The organism is Pseudomonas qingdaonensis, assembly GCF_018398475.1.
Classification (GTDB): domain Bacteria; phylum Pseudomonadota; class Gammaproteobacteria; order Pseudomonadales; family Pseudomonadaceae; genus Aquipseudomonas; species Aquipseudomonas palmensis.
On record NZ_CP074676.1, the window covers coordinates 1,142,369 to 1,160,077 of the forward strand.

Below are 17,709 nucleotides of genomic sequence, written 5' to 3' on the forward strand. Positions count from 1 at the left end.
CAGGAAAGCCGAGAAGTATAGCGGGGATAAGGGCCGGGGCGTAGCGTGAGGTGCGGGAGTGGGGCAAAAAACTGTGGGGAATTCTTCGCGTAGGAGCCGGCCTTGCCGGCGAAGCGAGCCAAAGGCTCGCCCCCCGTTTTTGATTACGAGCGTGAGTTCAACAACCGCTCCAGGCGGGCATCCAGGCGCCGCTTGATCTCGTTCTCGATATGCGGGGTAAAGTCCTTGATCACATCCTGCATGATCAACTGCGCCGCCGCACGCAGTTCGCTGTCCAGGTGCAGCAGGGTGTCCTGGCGGCGCGCCTGCGGGTCGGGCTCGGCAGCCGGCTCGGCAGCCACCGGGGCCCGCGCTGCCGGTTCGGCCGGCTCGAGCAGCAACGGTATCTGCTCCTCGACGGTTTCGGTCAGCAGTGGCGGTTCCAGGGCATCGTCACCCAGCAACTGGCGAATCGACTCCAGATCGTCCAGCAAATGCGCAGGTTTTGGCATGGGGGCAGGTTTGTCCATCATCAGAGTCGCTGTAAACGGTGGTCTTGCAGAGCATAGCCCTGTTCACGGTAGAAACGGAAACTCTCCCGCGCCGCCGCACGAATGGCCGGCTCCTCCACCACGATCTCGGCAATGCGGGCAAAGCGTGCGGCAAAACCGGGTACCTTCAGGTCGAGATTGACCAGCAGGTCCTGATGATCGCCCGGGTCGTCACCGACCCCCAGCGCCACCGCGCCGTGCGGGTCGTCCTCGAGCGCGCTGTGGGGCACGAAGGCCTCGCCCTTGAACGCCCACAGCCGCGCATCCAGCTCGTCGCGCTGGGCCGCATCGCTGCAGTTTAGGTACACGCGGTGCCCAAGGCGCCAGGCCTTTTCGCACAGCTTGCAGGCGAAATCCAGCCGCGCGGCAGGCGCGGGGCTGGGCAGGATATAGAAGTCGACTTTGCTCATGGTGGGGTGGCCCACCGGCTACGCCTTGCAGCGCGGCCGGTGGACGGCGCCTCAGGCGTTGGCGCGGTCGAGCAGGTATTGGGTCAGCAGCGGTACCGGGCGGCCAGTGGCGCCCTTGTCCTTGCCGCCGCTGGTCCAGGCCGTGCCGGCGATGTCCAGGTGGGCCCAGTGGTAGGCCTTGGCAAAGCGCGACAGGAAGCAGCCGGCGGTAATGCTGCCCGCCTTCGGGCCGCCGATGTTGGCGATGTCGGCGAACGGGCTGTCGAGCTGCTCCTGGTATTCGTCGAACAGCGGCAGTTGCCAGGCGCGGTCGTCGGCACGCTTGCCGGCGTCCAGCAGTTGGCCGATCAGTTCGTCGTCGTTGCCCATCAGGCCCGAGGTATGGCTGCCCAGGGCGACGATGCAGGCGCCGGTCAGGGTGGCGATGTCGATCACTGCCTGCGGCTTGAAGCGCTCCACGTAGGTCAGTGCGTCGCACAGCACCAGGCGGCCTTCGGCGTCGGTGTTGAGGATTTCGACGGTCTGCCCGCTCATGGTGGTGACGATGTCGCCCGGACGGCTGGCGCCACCGCTGGGCATGTTCTCGGCACAGGCCAGTACACACACCAGGTTGATCGGCAGCTTGAGTTCGAGCACGGCACGCAGGGTGCCGAACACGCTGGCTGCACCGCCCATGTCGTACTTCATTTCATCCATGCCGGCACCGGGCTTGAGGCTGATGCCGCCGGTGTCGAAGGTGATGCCCTTGCCCACCAGTACGTAAGGCTTCTCGCTCTTCTTGGCGGCGCCCTGGTAGCTGAGCACGATCAGGCGTGGCGGCTGATCGCTGCCCTGGCCCACGGCGTAGAACGCGCCCATGCCCAGGTCCTTGATCTTCTTCTCGTCCAGCACCTCGACCTTGAGGCCCTTGAACTCCTTGCCCAGCGCCTTGGCCTGTTCGGCCAGGTAGCTTGGGTGGCAGATGTTCGGAGGCAGGTTGCCCAGGTCGCGGGTGAAGCCCATGCCGTTGGCGATCGCGGTGGCGTGCTTGACGGCGCGCTCCACCTCGGCCAGGCCGGCCTTGTCGCTGAGCAGGGTGATCTTCTTCAGGGCGATCGGCTCGGCCTTCTTGCTCTTGTAATGATCGAATACATATTGACCATCGAGCAGGCTCTCGGCCAGCAGGCGTACCTTGCCGTAGTTGGCATCGCGGCCGGTCACGGCAACGTCGTCCAGTGCCAGCACCGCATCGCTGCCAGCCAGGCCCTTGAGCACATTGAGCACGCTGCCCGCCAGCTTGCGCCAGGCGCGGTCGGCAAGGGCGTCCTTGCCGGTCCCCACCAGCAATACGCGCTCGGCCTTGACCCCGGCCAGGCCTTGCAGCAGCAGGGTCTGGCCGACCTTGCCGGCCAGGTCGCCGCGCTTGAGCACTGCGCTCAGGGCGCCGTTGCTGGCGTCGTCCACGGCCTTGGCGGTAGCGCCCAGTGTGCGGCCTTCACCCACGCTCAGTACCAGGGTGGCGGTTTTCAAGGATGCTGCGGCTACGCTTTTTACAACCAATTCCATGTCAGGGTCCCCGAATGAACTGTCAGTGCGCGCTGGCGGTGCAGGCGCTCGAAGCGGCCTGGCGCGCCGTGGCGGGCCAGTCAGAAAGCGCCCAGTTTGAGCCTGCGGCGGGCGCGCTGACAACCCCGAGATGAAGCTTTGCACGGCGCCAAGTGACAGGCACGGCCATTCACAGGATAATGCGCGCACTTTTGTCCGGGTTCGCCTTTGGCGGGCGGGCGACTATCTTGGTTGCAACGTTTTCCCTTGTTCGGCTGTCCGAGCCTGACAACCCAGGAGTGTCTGGTTTGATCGTCTTCCGTTATCTGTCCCGCGAGGTCCTGGTGACCTTGAGTGCCGTCAGCGCTGTGCTGCTGGTCATCATCATGAGCGGGCGCTTCATCAAATACCTGGCCCAGGCGGCCCAGGGCATGCTCGATCCGGGCGTACTGTTCCTGATCATGGGCTACCGCCTGCCGGGCTTTCTGCAACTGATCCTGCCGCTGGGCCTGTTTCTGGGCATCCTGCTGGCCTACGGCCGGCTGTACCTGGAAAGCGAGATGACCGTGCTCTCGGCAACCGGCATGAGCCAGCAGCGCCTGCTGGGCATGACCCTGATGCCGGCTGCACTGATCGCGGTGCTGGTAGCCTGGCTGAGCCTGAGCCTGGCGCCCCAGGGTGTGACCCAGGTATCGCAGATCATCAACCAGCAGGATGCGCTGACCGAGTTCGACACCCTGGTGCCGGGCCGCTTCCAGAACCTGCGCGACGGTTCGCGGGTCACGTACACCGAGCAGCTGTCGGATGACCGTTCGAAGCTGGCTGGCGTGTTCATTTCCGAGAAGCGCCTGTCCCAGGACAAGAGCAAGGACCGTGGCATCTCCGTGCTGGTGGCCGAAAAGGGCCGTCAGGAAGTGCAGGCCGACGGCAACCGCTACCTGATCCTTGAAAACGGCTACCGCTACGACGGCAACCCGGGCCAGGCCGATTACCGCGCCATCAAGTACGACACCTACGGTGTGCTGCTGCCCAAGCCGGAGGTCAGCCAGGAAGTCACCGAGCGCGAGGCCATCCCGACGTCCGAACTGATCGGCAGTACCGGGCTGCGCGAGCGTGCCGAACTGCAGTGGCGCCTGTCGCTGCCGCTGCTGGTGTTCATCGTGACCCTGATGGCGGTGCCGCTGTCGCGGGTCAACCCGCGCCAGGGCCGTTTCCTCAAGCTGCTGCCGGCGATTCTTCTGTATATGGCTTACCTGACGATTCTGATTGCCGCCCGCGGCGCCCTGGAGAAAGGCAAGTTGCCGATCGGCCTGGGGCTGTGGCCGGTGCATGGGCTGTTCCTGCTGATCGGCCTGGGCCTGATGTTCTGGGAACCGCTGCGCCTCAAGCGTGCCAGCCGTCGTGCGGAGGTGGCCCGTGGCTAAACTCGATCGCTACATCGGCCAGAGCGTGTTCATGGCCATCATCGCCGTGCTGGGGATCATCCTCGGCCTGGCGTCGCTGTTCGCCTTCATCGACGAGATGGGCGACATCAGCGATACCTACACCTTGTGGGACGCGGGCAACTACGTGCTGCTGACCGCGCCACGGCGCCTGTACGACATGCTGCCCATGGCCGCGCTGATCGGCTGCCTGATCGGCCTGGGCAGCCTGGCCAGCAGCAGCGAACTGACCATCATGCGCGCTGCCGGCGTGTCCATCGGGCGCATCGTGTGGGCGGTCATGAAGCCGATGCTGGTACTGATGCTGATCGGCGTGCTGATGGGCGAGTACCTGGCACCCGTGACCGAGAACAAGGCCCAGGCCGACCGTTCGCTGGCGCAGGGTGGCGGTGAGGCGCAAAGCTCCAAGCGCGGCCTGTGGCACCGCCAGGGCGAAGAGTTCGTGCACATCAACACCGTGCAGCCCAATGGGCTGTTGCTGGGCGTGACGCGCTATCGCTTCGACAACGAGCGTCACATGCAGACCTCCAGCTTTGCGCGCAGGGCGCAATACACCCAGGGCCACTGGGAATTGACCGACGTGACTACCACGCACTTCCGTGGGGACCACACCGAAGTCATCCACAATGCCGAGGAGCGCTGGGACGTCGCCCTGACCCCCGAGCTGCTCAGCACCGTGGTACTGGCGCCCGAGTCGCTGTCGATCAGCGGGCTGTGGGACTACATTCACTACCTCTCCGACCAGGGCCTGAACAACGCGCGCTACTGGCTGGCGTTCTGGACCAAGGTGCTGCAACCGGTGGTCACGGCGGCGCTGGTACTGATGGCGGTGTCGTTCATCTTCGGCCCGCTGCGTTCGGTGACGCTGGGCCAGCGGGTGTTCACCGGGGTGCTGGTGGGCTTCGTGTTCCGCATCGCCCAGGACCTGCTGGGCCCTTCGAGCCAGGTGTTCGGCTTCCCGCCGCTGCTGGCGGTGGTGATCCCGGCGGCAATCTGTGCGCTGGCGGGGGTGTGGTTGCTACGCAGGGCGGGGTAGCGATTACCCTGGCCAACAAAAAGCCGACCTCAGGGTCGGCTTTTTCATTGGTTGCCGGTGCCGGCGAACGGGGCGCTGCGGTTCTACTTCTTGCGCTTGGGAATCCGCACCAGCTGGGTTTCCGAGTACATGTCATGCCAGGCGCGTTTTTTCTTGTCCACCAGCGACCACAGAAACCCCAGGCCCAGGCACAGCCACGACGCAATCGACACGACAAAGCGCAGCAGTGCCTGCCACAGGCTGATGGCACTGCCGTCGGCATTCTGCACGCGGATGCCCCATACCTGCATGCCAAGGGTCTGGCCGCCGTGGGTCCAGAACTTGGCGAAGAAGCCGAACAGCATGAACAGCAGAACGGTCGACAGCAATGGATCGCCATCCAGCGCCCCCGCCTCGGTCAGGGCGCGCATGCGCGTCTCGCCGATGATCGCCATCTGCACCATCTTGTACACCAGCGTGGTCACCATCAGCAGGGCGGTGCACAACAGGAAGTCATAGAACATTGCGGCCAGGCGACGGCCCAGGCCGACCACGGGGAACTCGCCCTGTGGTTGAAGAAGTTGCTTGGGCATGCGCTCAGGCTCCGGGTGACAAAGCGCCCATTCTACGGAATTGCGCGCACAAAAAAGCCCCTGCTGTTGCCAGCAGGGGCTCTTTCGTTGATGAAGATCAGGCTTCGGCTTGAACTTCGTCGGCTTGCATGCCTTTTTGGCCCTGCACAGCAACGAAGGTCACTTTCTGGCCTTCTTTCAGGCTCTTGAAGCCGTTGCCCTGAATAGCGCGGAAGTGTACGAACAGATCCGGACCGCTTTCTGGAGTGATGAAACCAAAACCTTTCTCGTCGTTAAACCACTTGACGGTACCGCTCTGACGTTGGGACATTGTCTTATTTCCTTTGAAACTTAGAATTAGTAACAGTTTCTTTCATTGAAAGAGTACTGGGCTGGGTTGCAGGAAAGTAAGAGACGTCGAACGGGTTGTAGCAAAACTCGGCGCTACTGCCCAGGTCACGAACCATAGCGACCCATGCAAACACAGTGCAGTGAATCTACACTCATTTCGATTGCAAAAACAAGTCCCGCAGAGCGCCGCACCACGGGGCCTGGCGGGAAATTTCCGGGGCTGTTTGCGGGCCGCTGTCGGGCGTGTTCGAAAGTTGTAAAACGCGTTCGAAAACGAATATTCCGAACGCGCCATGACACCTTGTTTCAATTGCGCTGTTTCAGCCGCGATAGTAGCGCTGGGCAACGAACGGCATCTTGCTGACCTTCATCGCCACCCGTTTGCCGCGCACGATGGCCCACAGCGGTGTATCGAGCGCTGCATGGGCCTGGTCCACATATCCCATCGCCACTGGCGCGCCCAGCGTGGGCCCGAAGCCTCCGCTGCAGATGCTGCCGACCACCGTGCCGGCCTCATCGACGATCTCGGCCCCTTCGCGCACCGGGGTACGCTCCTGCGGCAGCAGGCCGACGCGCTTGCGCGCCACGCCGCTGTGCTGCTGGGCGAAGATCGCAGCAGCTCCGGGGAAGCCTCCCGCCCGCGAGCCATCGGCACGGCGTACCTTGGAGATGGCCCACAGCAGGCTTGCCTCGATCGGCGTGGTGTCGGCATTCATGTCATGCCCGTACAGGCACAGGCCGGCTTCCAGGCGCAGCGAGTCGCGCGCGCCCAGGCCGATGGCGGCCACTTCCGGCTCGGCCAGCAGGTGGCGGGCCAGGGCCTCGGCGCTGGCGCTGGGCACACTGATTTCGAAGCCGTCTTCGCCGGTGTAGCCCGAACGGCTCACGTAGCAGTCCACGCCCAGCAACACCACGGGCTTGAACTGCATGAAGGTCATGTCCGCCACCTCGGGGGCCAGGCGCTGCAGTACCTTGACTGCCGCCGGGCCCTGCAGGGCCAGCAGGGCGCGCTCTTCGAACAGCGGCTGCACCTGGCACAGCGTGCCGATGTGCTGGCGCAGGTGGGCCAGGTCCTGGTCCTTGCAGGCGGCGTTGACCACCAGGAACAGTTCGTCGTTGCCCAGGTTGGCCACCATCAGGTCATCGAGGATGCCGCCCTGTTCGTTGGTGAACATCGCGTAGCGCTGCATGCCCACCGGCAAATCGATGATGTCGACCGGCACCAGGGTTTCCAGGGCCTTGGCGGCATCGGCGCCCACCAGGCGGATCTGGCCCATGTGCGACACGTCGAACAGGCCGGCCTGTTCGCGGGTGTGCAGGTGCTCCTTGAGCACCCCCAGCGGGTACTGCACGGGCATGTCGTAGCCGGCGAACGGCACCATGCGCGCGCCCAGTTCCAGATGCAGGGCATGAAGCGGTGTTTGCAGCAGTGTGTCGGTGGACATTGATGACTCCTTCTAGAGGCTTGAGGTTGTCAGCACTCGATGATGTTGACGGCGAGACCGCCGCGGGCGGTCTCCTTGTATTTGCTTTTCATGTCGGCGCCGGTCTGGCGCATGGTGCGGATCACCTTGTCGAGCGAGACGAAGTGCTGCCCGTCGCCGCGCAAGGCCATGCGCACCGCGTTGATCGCCTTGACCGAGCCCATGGCATTGCGTTCGATGCAGGGCACCTGGACCAGCCCGCCAATCGGGTCGCAGGTCAGGCCCAGGTTGTGTTCCATGCCGATTTCGGCGGCGTTCTCGACCTGTTGCACGCTGCCGCCCAGCACCTCGCACAGGGCCCCGGCTGCCATCGAACAGGCCACCCCGACCTCGCCCTGGCAGCCCACCTCGGCCCCCGAGATCGAGGCGTTTTCCTTGTACAGGATGCCGATGGCAGCGGCGGTGAGCAGAAAGCGCACCACGCCGTCTTCGCTGGCACCCCCGATGAAGCGCATGTAGTAGTGCAGCACCGCCGGCACGATGCCGGCAGCGCCATTGGTGGGGGCGGTGACCACGCGACCGCCGGAGGCATTCTCTTCGTTGACCGCCAGGGCATAGAGGTTGACCCAGTCGAGTACCGACAGCGCATCGCGCAGGCTCGCCTCGGGGTTGGCGCACAGCTGGCGGTGCAGGGCCGCCGCGCGGCGCTTGACCTTGAGCCCGCCGGGCAGAATGCCCTCGTTGCGACAGCCGGCGGCCACGCAGTCCTGCATCACTTGCCAGATGTGCAGCAGGCCGCTGCGGGTCTCGGCCTCGGGGCGCCAGGCCGATTCGTTGGCCAGCATCATCTGGCTGATGCTCAGGTGATGCGTGGTGCAGTGGCCAAGCAGTTCCCGGGCCGTTTTGAACGGGTAGGGCAGTGTGGTGCTGTCCTCGACGATACGGTCGGCCCCGGCGGCGCCTTCGTCGACCACGAAACCGCCGCCCACCGAGTAGTACTCGCGGCTGCGTACCTGCAGGCCGGCGGCGTCGAAGGCACGAAAGATCATGCCGTTGGGGTGAAAGGCCAGCGGCTTGCGGATCATCGCCAGGTGCTGTTTTTCGTTGAACTCGATGGCGTGCTCGCCCAGCAGGTAGAGCTGCCCGCTGCTGCGGATCGCCTGCAGGCGCGCTGCGATGGTGTCGGTGTCGACGCTGTCGGGGTGTTCGCCCTCAAGCCCCAGCAGCACCGCCTTGTCGCTGCCGTGGCCCTTGCCGGTGGCGCCGAGCGAGCCGTACAGCTCGACCTTGACGCTGGCGGTACTGGCCAGCAGGTCGTCGAGGCGCAGGCCCTCGGCAAAACGCGCGGCTGCGCGCATCGGCCCGACGGTATGGGAGCTGGAGGGGCCGATGCCGATCTTGAACAGGTCGAAGACGCTGAGTGACATGGTCGTACCCTCGTGCAGGTTGAAAAGCTTCGCCGGCAAGGCCGGCCCCTACAGATGCGCGCGGGCTCTGCAGGAGCCGGCCTTGCCGGCGAAGAGGCCCTCAGGCGTCCTGATAGCTTTCGATCGACGGGCAGGCGCAGATCAGGTTGCGGTCGCCGAACACGTTGTCGACACGCCCCACGGGTGGCCAGTACTTGGCCTCCACCAGCGATGGCAGCGGGTACACCGCCTGCTGGCGGCTATAGCCGTGGGGCCATTCGCCGGCCAGTTCGGCCGCGGTGTGCGGGGCGTTCTTCAGCGGGTTGTCGTCCTTGTCCAGGCTGCCGTTCTCCACTGCGCGAATCTCTTCGCGAATACAGATCATGGCGTTGCAGAAGCGGTCCAGTTCCTCTTTGGCCTCGCTCTCGGTCGGCTCGATCATCAACGTGCCGGCCACCGGGAACGACATGGTCGGGGCATGGAAGCCGAAGTCGATCAGGCGCTTGGCCACGTCGTCGACGCTGATGCCGCTGCTGTCCTTGAGCGGGCGCAGGTCCAGGATGCACTCGTGCGCCACCAGGCCATTGCCGCCGGTGTACAACACAGGATAGTGCTCTTCCAGGCGGCGGGCGATGTAGTTGGCATTCAGGATCGCCATCTGCGACGCACGCTTGAGCCCGGCGCCGCCCATCATGCGGATGTACATCCAGGTGATCGGCAGGATGCTGGCACTGCCGAACGGCGCTGCGCATACCGCGCCCTGGGGGTTGTGCAGGTGCGCATGGCCCGGCAGGAACGGCGCCAGGTGCGCCTTGACGCCGATCGGGCCGACGCCCGGGCCGCCACCGCCGTGGGGGATGCAGAAGGTCTTGTGCAGGTTCAGGTGGGACACGTCGCCGCCGAACTTGCCCGGGGCGCACAGGCCGACCATCGCGTTCATGTTGGCGCCGTCGATGTACACCTGGCCGCCGTTGTCGTGGATGATCGCGCAGATCTCGCCGATGGCCTCCTCGAACACACCGTGGGTGGACGGGTAGGTGATCATCAGCGCGGCCAACTGGTCGCGGTGCTCGATGGCCTTGGCGCGCAGGTCGTCGATGTCGACGTTGCCACGGGCATCGCACGCAGTGACCACCACGCGCATGCCGGCCATGTGTGCGGTGGCCGGGTTGGTGCCGTGGGCCGACGAGGGAATCAGGCAGATATCGCGGCGGGCATCGCCCCGGCTCTGGTGGTAGGCGCGGATCGCCAGCAGGCCGGCGTACTCGCCCTGCGAACCGGCGTTGGGCTGCAACGACACGGCGTCATAGCCAGTGGCGGCGCACAGCATGGCCTCCAGCTCGTTGGTCAGTTGCTGGTAGCCCTGGCTCTGCTCGGCGGGGGCAAAGGGGTGCAGGTTGCCGAACTCGGCCCAGGTCACCGGGATCATTTCGCTGGCGGCGTTGAGCTTCATGGTGCACGAGCCCAGCGGAATCATGGTGCGGTCCAGCGCCAGGTCCTTGTCGGCCAGCTTGCGCAGGTAGCGCATCAGTTCGGTTTCGCTGTGGTAGCGGTTGAACACCGGGTGTTCGAGGATGGCCGACTGGCGCAGCAGGGCGGCCGGCAGTCGTGCTGGCGTGGCAGCGGCCAGCGCGGCGAAGTCCGGTACGGCCTGGCCATTGGCGAACAGCTGCCACAGGGCCTCGACATCGGCCTGGGTGCTGGTTTCGTCCAGCGACAGGCCCAGTTGCTCGGGATCGATCTGGCGCAGGTTGAGCTGGCGGGCGCGCGCCTGTTCATGCAGCGCGGCAGTCGCGCCGCCGGTGGCCAGGGTCAGGGTGTCGAAGAACGCGGCGTTCTGAACGTTCACGCCCAGTGCCTTGAGGCCGCTGGCCAGGATCGCGGTCAGCTGGTGGGTGCGCTGGGCGATCTGCTTGAGGCCCTGCGGGCCGTGGTACACGGCGTACATGCTGGCGATGTTGGCCAGCAGTACCTGGGCGGTGCAGATGTTGCTGGTGGCCTTCTCGCGGCGGATGTGCTGCTCGCGGGTCTGCATGGCCAGGCGCAGGGCGGTCTTGCCGAAGCGGTCGATGGACACGCCGACCAGGCGCCCTGGCATGTCGCGCTTGAACGCATCGCGGGTGGAGAAGTACGCCGCATGCGGGCCGCCGAAGCCCAGCGGCACGCCGAAGCGCTGGGCGCTGCCGATGGCCACGTCGGCGCCGAACTCACCCGGCGGGGTCAGCAGGGTCAGCGCCAGCAGGTCGGCGGCTACCGCCACCAGCGCGTTGGCGGCGTGCAGGCGCTCCACCAGTTCGCGGTAGTCGAACACCTCGCCGTTGCTGGCCGGGTACTGCAGCAGGGCGCCGAAGAAGGCGCTCACGTCGCCCAGCTCGCGCTCGTCGCCCACCACCACCTCGATGCCCAGCGGCTCGGCACGGGTGCGCAGCACGTCGAGGGTCTGCGGGTGGCAATGCACCGAGGCGAAGAAGGCGTGGCTGCCCTTGTTCTTGCTCAGGCGCTTGCAGAAGGTCATGGCTTCGGCGGCGGCGGTGGCTTCGTCGAGCAGGGAGGCGTTGGCGATCGGCAAGCCGGTGAGGTCGCTGATCAGGGTCTGGAAGTTCAGCAGCGCTTCCAGGCGGCCCTGGGAAATCTCGGGCTGATAGGGGGTGTAGGCGGTGTACCAGGCCGGGTTTTCCAGCAGGTTGCGCAGGATCGGTGCCGGGGTGTGGGTGTTGTAGTAGCCCTGGCCGATGAAGCTCTTGAACAGCTGGTTCTTGCCGGCGATGGCCTTGAGCGAAGCCAGGGCATCGGCTTCGCTCTGCCCGTCACCGAGCTCGAGCACGCTGGTGCCCTTGATGCTGTCGGGGATCACGGCGGCGCTCATGGCCTCCAGCGAGTCGAAGCCCAGGGTGGCGAGCATGGCCTGCTCGTCGGTGTCGCGCGGGCCGATATGACGGGCGATGAACTGATTGGCGGTGCCGAGGTTGATGGTCATGGTGATTTCCTCAGGCGTCGGCGTTGGCTTTGATCAGACGGTCGTAGGCGTCCTGGTCGAGCAGTTGCGCGACGGCGCCGGCATCGGCCGGGATGAAGCGGAAGAACCAGCCTTCGCCCAGCGGGTCTTCGTTGACCAGCTCGGGGCTGTCCTGCAGCTGTTCGTTGACTGCCACCACTTCACCGGTCAGCGGCATGTACACGCCGCTGGCGGCTTTGACCGATTCGACGGTGGAGGCTTCGGCCCCGGCTTCGTAGGTTTGCAGTTCCGGCAGTTGCACATAGACCACGTCACCCAGTGCGTTCTGGGCAAAGGTGGTGATCCCGACCGTGACGCTGCCGTCGGCTTCGGCGCGCAGCCATTCGTGATCTTCGGTAAAACGCAACTCGCTCATGGGAACTCCTCAGGGGTGCGGTAGGGCTCACCATCAGGCCAGCCCGGAACTGACATCTCCTTAGCAAGTTCGTGGCCATTTATAAAAAATGCTTACAAATCAATTATTTATGTATTTGTCGGTGGTGCTCGTTACGCAGGTCGTAGCGAAATCGCTACACCTGTCGAGTATTGAAAAAGCGCAGAGGGATCAAAACCTTGCATTACAGTGGCAAACGGGCGATGTAGCGAAATCGATACGGTGTATCGATTTCGCTACGGAAGGGTTTCCTTTCCGGGAATGCCATACTTGCGCAGCCGATGCGCAATAGCCGTGTGCGAAGTCTGCAAGCGACTGGCCAACTGGCGGGTGGAGGGGTAGGTGGCGTAGAGCTTTTCCAGCAGGCCACGCTCGAAGTTCTCCACGGCCTGCTCCAGGCTGGCCACTTCACCATCGCTTTGGCGCGCCACCGAGGTGCCGGCAATGTCCAGGTCACCAATATCCACCAGGCTGCTCTCGCAGATGGCCGCAGCGCGAAAGATCACGTTCTGCAACTGGCGCACGTTGCCCGGCCAGCGGTTGCCCAGCAACGCCGGGTAGGTGCCCGGCGCCAGCCGGCACAGCGGACGCTGGAACTGCGTGCAGGCCTGGCGCATGAAGGCACGGGCCAGCATCAGGATGTCCTGGCCACGCTCGCGCAGCGGCGGCACTTCCAGGTTGAGCACGTTCAGGCGGTAGAACAGGTCTTCGCGAAAACTGCCTTCGGCAACCATCTTTTCCAGGTCGCGGTGGGTGGCGCTGAGGATGCGCACGTTGACCTTGACCTCGCGATCACCGCCCACGCGGCGAAAGCTGCCATCGCTCAGAAACCGCAGCAGCTTGGCCTGAAGGTAAGGCGACATCTCGCCGATTTCATCGAGAAACACCGTGCCCTGGTTGGCCAGCTCCATCAGCCCCGGCTTGCCGCCGCGTTGCGCGCCGGTGAAGGCACCGGGGGCGTAGCCGAACAGCTCGCTCTCGGCCAGGTTCTCCGGCAGCGCCGCACAGTTCAGTGCCAGGAAGGGTGCGTTGTGGCGGCTGCTGATGGCGTGGCAGGCACGGGCTACAAGTTCCTTGCCGGTGCCGGTCTCGCCGTGGATCAGCAGCGGCGCATCCAGCGCCGCCACACGCAGGGCGCGGGCCTTGAGGGTACGGATGGGCGGCGAGTCGCCGAGCAGCGCGTCGAAGCCTTCGGCATGGTCGTGGTGCAGGGCCGACAGGCGTTCGCCGATGCGGTTGGCCTGGTACAGCGTCAGCAGGGCGCCGGCGTTGGTGATCGGGGTGGCGTCGAGCAGCAGGGTCTGGCCGTTGAGGGTGACTTCGCGCAGGGGCAGGTGGAAACCCTGTTCGATCAGCGCATCGAGCAGTTGCGGGTCGCCGAACAGCTCACCCACCGAGCGGCCCTCCGGGTCCTGGCCGCACAGGGCGATCAATGCGGGGTTGGCCAGCAGCACATGGCCGGCGCTGTCCAGGGCCAGGACCGGGTCGCTCATGGCGGCGAGCAGGGCATCGAGCTGCAGGTGGCGGCGCTGGCCGGGGAGGATGTCGACCACTTTCACGCTTTGCACGCCGTGCACGTTGAACAGCGCGTCATGCAGCTCTTCGAGCACGTCGGGGCTCAGGGTCGGGGCGTCGATGTAGACGTTGGGCGGCACCATCTCCACGGCGTCCAGGTTGAGGTGGCGGGCACCGAGCAGGGCCAGCACTTCCTGGGTGATGCCGACGCGGTCGATGAAGCTGACGTGGATACGCATGGGGGATGTTCTGGCTTGCCGGGATGGCAAGTATGCCCTGCGACCGCTGCGCGGTCGAATCGCGGGTCAAGCCCGCTCCCACAGGCGCAGGTGATTTTTGTGGGAGCGGGCTTGACCCGCAATGAGGTCGTGGTGGGCTAGCCCAGGTGCTCGGGCTTGACCGGGTCGCCCGATTTCACATCGAGCTGTGCGCGCACATCCTCGAACATCATGTCGTAGATCTTGTGCAGCGAGCTGATGCTGGCGGTTTTGGGCATGCCGTACTTCTGCGCGATGATCGAGGCCTGCCGCGCGAAGTCGAAGGCCTGGTCCTTGGGCATGAAGAAGGTTTCGTCCATCGGCTTGTCCTCGATGGTGCCATGCATGCGAAAACTCATGCCTTTGCCTTCCTTGGGATCCTGCTCAACCTTGTAGTCGATGCACAGGTTGTAGCTGTAATCGGCCTTGTTCAGCGCATGGCGCTCGATGTGCAGATGACCGGGTTCGAATATGGCCATGGCGGCTCCTCTGGAAGGTTGAAACGGGCGGACCTGCAGATCCGCCCAACTGCATCAACGGTAGTCGATACCCGGCTTGGACGTACTCACCCGAGTGCCGGCAGTGCCCTTGACGATGTCTTCGATATCGGCCAGCGAGCCGATAACCGCTACTTTGCCGGTGTGCCGGGCAAAGTCGCAAGCGGCCTGCACCTTCGGCCCCATGGAGCCTGCGGCAAAGCCCAGGCGCTCCAGTTCGTCCGGGTGGGCCTGGGCGATGGCTTTCTGGGTCGGCTTGTTGAAGTCGACATACGCCGCGTTCACGTCCGTGGCAATCACCAGCAGGTCGGCGTCCAGCTGTTCGGCCAGCAGCGACGAGCACAGGTCCTTGTCGATCACCGCCTCGATGCCCTGCAGCTTGCCGTTCTCACCATACATGGTGGGGATGCCGCCACCCCCGGCACAGATCACGATACTGCTCTTTTCCAGCAGCCACTTGATCGGGCGGATCTCGAAGATGCGCTTGGGTTTGGGGCTGGCCACCACGCGGCGGAACTTGTCGCCGTCGGCCTTGACCACCCAGCCTTTTTCCTTGGCCAGGCGCTCGGCTTCTTCCTTGCCGTAGACCGGGCCGATGAACTTGGTCGGGTCCTTGAAGGCAGGGTCGTTGGCGTCCACTTCCACCTGGGTCAGCAGGGTGGCGAAGGGCACCTCGAAGTCCAGCAGGTTGCCCAGCTCCTGTTCGATGATGTAGCCGATCATGCCTTCGGTTTCGGCACCGAGCACGTCCAGCGGGTAGGCTTCGTCGGGTTTGTAGGATTGCGCCTGCAGCGACAGCAGGCCGACCTGCGGGCCGTTGCCGTGGGCGATGACCAGTTCGTTGCCGGGGTGGATCTTGGCGATCTGTTCGGCGGCGATACGGATGTTGGCGCGCTGATTGTCGGCGGTAAGGGGCTCGCCGCGGCGCAGCAGGGCGTTGCCGCCCAATGCAACAACGATACGCATGATGATGTCCTTTCTAGGGTGCAGGAGCCGGCAGCGCCGGCTCCCGGCGGGGTTACAGGTCGGCCAGGGTCGACACCAGGATCGCCTTGATCGTGTGCATGCGGTTTTCCGCCTGCTCGAAGGCGATGCAGGCCGGCGACTCGAACACGTCATCGGTCACTTCGATGCCGTTGGCCAGGTGCGGGTACTGCTCGGCGATCTGCTTGCCGACCTTGGTGTCGGAGTTGTGGAACGCCGGCAGGCAGTGCATGAACTTGGTGCGTGGGTTGCCGGTGGCCTTCATCAGCTCGGCGTTGACCTGGTATGGCAGCAGCTGCTTGATGCGTTCGCCCCAGGCTTCGACCGGCTCGCCCATCGATACCCACACGTCGGTGTGGATGAAGTCCACGCCCTTGACCGCAGCTTTCGGGTCTTCGGTGAGGGTGATGCGGGCACCGCTTTCCTCTGCGTACTGTTTGCAGCGTGCCACCAGGTCGTCATGCGGCCACAGGGCCTTGGGCGCACAGATACGCACGTCCATGCCCAGCTTGGAGCCGACCAGCAGCAGCGAGTTGCCCATGTTGTTGCGCGCATCGCCCAGGTAGGCGTAGCTGATGTCGTGGATCGGCTTGTCGGCATGCTCGCGCATGGTCAGCACGTCGGCGATCATCTGGGTGGGGTGGTATTCGTCGGTGAGGCCGTTGAACACCGGTACGCCGGCGAACTTGGCCAGTTCCTCGACCACTTCCTGCTTGAAGCCACGGTACTCGATGGCATCGTACATGCGCCCGAGCACGCGAGCGGTGTCCTTCATGCTCTCCTTGTGGCCGATCTGCGAGGAGTTGGGGTCGATGTAGGTGACGTTGGCGCCCTGGTCATAGGCGGCCACTTCGAAGGCGCAACGGGTGCGGGTCGAGGTCTTCTCGAAAATCAGCGCAATGTTGTTGCCCTTGAGGTGCTGCTGCTCGGTGCCGGTGTATTTGGCACGCTTGAGGTCACGGGACAGGTCCAGCAGGTAGCGCAGCTCGCGCGGGGTGTGGTGTTCCAGGCTCAGCAGGCTGCGGTTGTGGATGTTGAACGCCATGATGTTGCTCCTGTTCTTTTAGAACGCAAAGGGCTGATCGGCCCGGCCGGCGCCTTGTGGGCGCGGCCGGACGATGGTCGTTTTAGTAATCGATTGGGTCGCGCACGATCGGGCAGGTCATGCAGTGGCCGCCCCCACGTCCGCGGCCCAGTTCGCCGGCACTGATGGTGATGACCTCGACACCGGCCTTGCGCAGCAGGGTGTTGGTGTAGGTGTTGCGGTCGTAGCCGATGACCACGCCCGGCTCCACGGCCACCACGTTGTTGCCGTCGTCCCACTGCTCGCGTTCGGCGGCGAAGCTGTTGCCACCGGTTTCAACCACGCGCAGCTTGGGCAGCTTGAGGGCCTTGGCCACCACATCGAGGAAGCTGGCTTCTTCGCGACGGATGTCGATGCCGCCCTGCTTGCTTTCGTCGGGTTGCAGGGTGAAGGCGACGATCTGGTTCACCACTTCGGGGAAGATCGTGACCAGGTCGCGGTCGCAGAAGCTGAACACGGTGTCCAGGTGCATCGCAGCGCGGGACTTCGGCAGCCCGGCCACGATCACGCGTTCCACGGCCTTGTTCTTGAACAGGTTCAGCGCCAGTTGGCCGATGGCCTGACGCGACGTGCGTTCGCCCATGCCGATCAGTACCACGCCGTTACCGATAGGCATCACGTCGCCGCCTTCGAGGGTGGAGTTGCCGTGGTCCTTGTCCGGGTCGCCGTACCAGATCTCAAAATCGGCGTTGGTGAACTGCGGGTGGAACTTGTAGATGGCGGTGGTCAGCAGGGTCTCCTGGCGACGCGCCGGCCAGTACATCGGGTTCAGGGTCACGCCGCCGTAGATCCAGCAGGTGGTGTCGCGGGTGAACTGGGTGTTGGGCAGCGGCGGCAGGATGAAGCTGGAGTGGCCCAGGAAGTCGCGGAACATCTGGATGGTCTTGCCACCGAAGCTGTCGGGCAGGTCATCGGCCGAGACGCCGCCGATCAGGTACTCGGCGATGTGTCGCGGCTCCAGGCTGCGCAGCCAGGATTTCACTTCGTTGATCAGGCCCAGGCCCACCGAGTCGGCGGTGACCTTGCGCTCCAGAATCCAGTCCAGTGCTTCGGGCATCGCGACAATGTCGGTCAGCAGGTTGTGCATTTCCAGCACTTCGATGCCGCGCTCGCGCATCTTGGTCACGAAGTCGAAGTGGTCGCGCTTGGCCTGGGCGACCCAGAGTACGTCGTCGAACAGCAGTTCGTCGCAGTTGTTCGGGGTCAGGCGCTGGTGGGCCAGGCCTGGGGAGCAAACCATCACTTTGCGCAGTTTGCCGGCTTCGGAATGTACGCCGTACTTAGCTTTTTCCGTGGACATGGTTCATTT

16 protein-coding genes are annotated in these 17,709 nt (G+C 64.7%); 2 read left to right on the top strand and 14 right to left on the bottom strand.

Annotation, left to right across the window (positions count from 1 at the left end):
• Positions 1–143: 143 nt before the first annotated feature.
• Genes KH389_RS05155 through KH389_RS05165 form a run of 3 tightly spaced genes read right to left on the bottom strand, consistent with a single transcriptional unit; the run spans position 144 to position 2,485 of the window.
• Positions 144–509: a hypothetical protein gene (locus tag KH389_RS05155; protein WP_043862436.1), complete on the bottom strand. Its 366-nt coding sequence runs from the start codon at positions 507–509 to the stop codon at positions 144–146.
• Between the two features lie 2 nt (positions 510–511).
• Positions 512–940: a DNA polymerase III subunit chi gene (locus KH389_RS05160; protein ID WP_043862523.1), complete on the bottom strand. Its 429-nt coding sequence runs from the start codon at positions 938–940 to the stop codon at positions 512–514.
• A gap of 51 nt (positions 941–991) precedes the next feature.
• Positions 992–2,485, bottom strand: coding sequence for a leucyl aminopeptidase (locus KH389_RS05165; RefSeq protein ID WP_054916377.1), 1,494 nt, complete (start codon positions 2,483–2,485; stop codon positions 992–994).
• Between the two features lie 287 nt (positions 2,486–2,772).
• On the opposite strand from KH389_RS05165, the gene lptF reads away from it, so the two are divergent.
• Together lptF and lptG are read left to right on the top strand one after the other, a co-directional pair.
• Positions 2,773–3,888, top strand: a complete 1,116-nt coding sequence (lptF, locus tag KH389_RS05170; RefSeq protein WP_043862434.1) for an LPS export ABC transporter permease LptF — start codon at positions 2,773–2,775, stop codon at positions 3,886–3,888.
• Complete coding sequence (gene lptG / locus KH389_RS05175; protein WP_054916376.1) at positions 3,881–4,942, top strand: LPS export ABC transporter permease LptG; 1,062 nt, start codon at positions 3,881–3,883, stop codon at positions 4,940–4,942. The genes lptF and lptG overlap by 8 nt, the downstream gene beginning before the upstream one ends.
• An 83-nt stretch (positions 4,943–5,025) precedes the next feature.
• On the opposite strand, the gene KH389_RS05180 is transcribed toward lptG, so the two are convergent.
• The 11 genes from KH389_RS05180 to arcA form a co-directional block, all read right to left on the bottom strand.
• Positions 5,026–5,514, bottom strand: a complete 489-nt coding sequence (locus tag KH389_RS05180) for an RDD family protein (protein ID WP_043862432.1) — start codon at positions 5,512–5,514, stop codon at positions 5,026–5,028.
• 97 nt (positions 5,515–5,611) lie between these two features.
• Positions 5,612–5,824, bottom strand: a complete 213-nt coding sequence (locus KH389_RS05185) for a cold-shock protein (RefSeq protein ID WP_003175786.1) — start codon at positions 5,822–5,824, stop codon at positions 5,612–5,614.
• Positions 5,825–6,164: 340 nt separating this feature from the next.
• On the bottom strand, positions 6,165–7,289 hold the full coding sequence (gene gcvT / locus KH389_RS05190) for a glycine cleavage system aminomethyltransferase GcvT (RefSeq protein ID WP_058541434.1): 1,125 nt from the start codon (positions 7,287–7,289) through the stop codon (positions 6,165–6,167).
• Positions 7,290–7,318: 29 nt separating this feature from the next.
• A complete protein-coding gene (locus tag KH389_RS05195) occupies positions 7,319–8,695 on the bottom strand; it encodes an L-serine ammonia-lyase (RefSeq protein WP_213606988.1) in 1,377 nt (458 codons plus the stop codon).
• A gap of 100 nt (positions 8,696–8,795) precedes the next feature.
• The gene (gcvP, locus tag KH389_RS05200) at positions 8,796–11,651 is read right to left on the bottom strand and encodes an aminomethyl-transferring glycine dehydrogenase (RefSeq protein WP_213606989.1); all 2,856 of its coding nucleotides are present in this window, start codon (positions 11,649–11,651) and stop codon (positions 8,796–8,798) included.
• A 10-nt stretch (positions 11,652–11,661) separates the two neighbouring features.
• Complete coding sequence (gene gcvH / locus KH389_RS05205) at positions 11,662–12,045, bottom strand: glycine cleavage system protein GcvH (protein ID WP_213606990.1); 384 nt, start codon at positions 12,043–12,045, stop codon at positions 11,662–11,664.
• Positions 12,046–12,299: 254 nt separating this feature from the next.
• Entirely contained in the window at positions 12,300–13,817 is a 1,518-nt protein-coding gene (locus KH389_RS05210; protein WP_213606991.1) for a sigma-54-dependent transcriptional regulator, read from the bottom strand.
• Between the two features lie 137 nt (positions 13,818–13,954).
• Positions 13,955–14,314: a DUF5064 family protein gene (locus KH389_RS05215; protein WP_043862426.1), complete on the bottom strand. Its 360-nt coding sequence runs from the start codon at positions 14,312–14,314 to the stop codon at positions 13,955–13,957.
• Positions 14,315–14,368: 54 nt separating this feature from the next.
• Positions 14,369–15,298, bottom strand: coding sequence for a carbamate kinase (gene arcC, locus KH389_RS05220; RefSeq protein WP_043862425.1), 930 nt, complete (start codon positions 15,296–15,298; stop codon positions 14,369–14,371).
• A 52-nt stretch (positions 15,299–15,350) separates the two neighbouring features.
• A complete protein-coding gene (locus tag KH389_RS05225) occupies positions 15,351–16,361 on the bottom strand; it encodes an ornithine carbamoyltransferase (protein ID WP_043862424.1) in 1,011 nt (336 codons plus the stop codon).
• An 82-nt stretch (positions 16,362–16,443) separates the two neighbouring features.
• Entirely contained in the window at positions 16,444–17,700 is a 1,257-nt protein-coding gene (gene arcA, locus KH389_RS05230; protein ID WP_043862423.1) for an arginine deiminase, read from the bottom strand.
• Between the last annotated feature and the right edge of the window lie 9 nt (positions 17,701–17,709).

Excerpts from the sequence above, each read along its gene's own strand:
- KH389_RS05155 (WP_043862436.1), bottom strand. The coding sequence starts at position 509 with ATGGACAAACCTGCCCCCATGCCAAAACCTGCGCATTTGCTGGACGAT.
- KH389_RS05160 (WP_043862523.1), bottom strand. The coding sequence starts at position 940 with ATGAGCAAAGTCGACTTCTATATCCTGCCCAGCCCCGCGCCTGCCGCG.
- KH389_RS05165 (WP_054916377.1), bottom strand. The coding sequence starts at position 2,485 with ATGGAATTGGTTGTAAAAAGCGTAGCCGCAGCATCCTTGAAAACCGCC.
- KH389_RS05180 (WP_043862432.1), bottom strand. The coding sequence starts at position 5,514 with ATGCCCAAGCAACTTCTTCAACCACAGGGCGAGTTCCCCGTGGTCGGC.
- KH389_RS05185 (WP_003175786.1), bottom strand. The coding sequence starts at position 5,824 with ATGTCCCAACGTCAGAGCGGTACCGTCAAGTGGTTTAACGACGAGAAA.
- gcvT (WP_058541434.1), bottom strand. The coding sequence starts at position 7,289 with ATGTCCACCGACACACTGCTGCAAACACCGCTTCATGCCCTGCATCTG.
- KH389_RS05195 (WP_213606988.1), bottom strand. The coding sequence starts at position 8,695 with ATGTCACTCAGCGTCTTCGACCTGTTCAAGATCGGCATCGGCCCCTCC.
- gcvP (WP_213606989.1), bottom strand. The coding sequence starts at position 11,651 with ATGACCATCAACCTCGGCACCGCCAATCAGTTCATCGCCCGTCATATC.
- gcvH (WP_213606990.1), bottom strand. The coding sequence starts at position 12,045 with ATGAGCGAGTTGCGTTTTACCGAAGATCACGAATGGCTGCGCGCCGAA.
- KH389_RS05210 (WP_213606991.1), bottom strand. The coding sequence starts at position 13,817 with ATGCGTATCCACGTCAGCTTCATCGACCGCGTCGGCATCACCCAGGAA.
- KH389_RS05215 (WP_043862426.1), bottom strand. The coding sequence starts at position 14,314 with ATGGCCATATTCGAACCCGGTCATCTGCACATCGAGCGCCATGCGCTG.
- arcC (WP_043862425.1), bottom strand. The coding sequence starts at position 15,298 with ATGCGTATCGTTGTTGCATTGGGCGGCAACGCCCTGCTGCGCCGCGGC.
- KH389_RS05225 (WP_043862424.1), bottom strand. The coding sequence starts at position 16,361 with ATGGCGTTCAACATCCACAACCGCAGCCTGCTGAGCCTGGAACACCAC.
- arcA (WP_043862423.1), bottom strand. The coding sequence starts at position 17,700 with ATGTCCACGGAAAAAGCTAAGTACGGCGTACATTCCGAAGCCGGCAAA.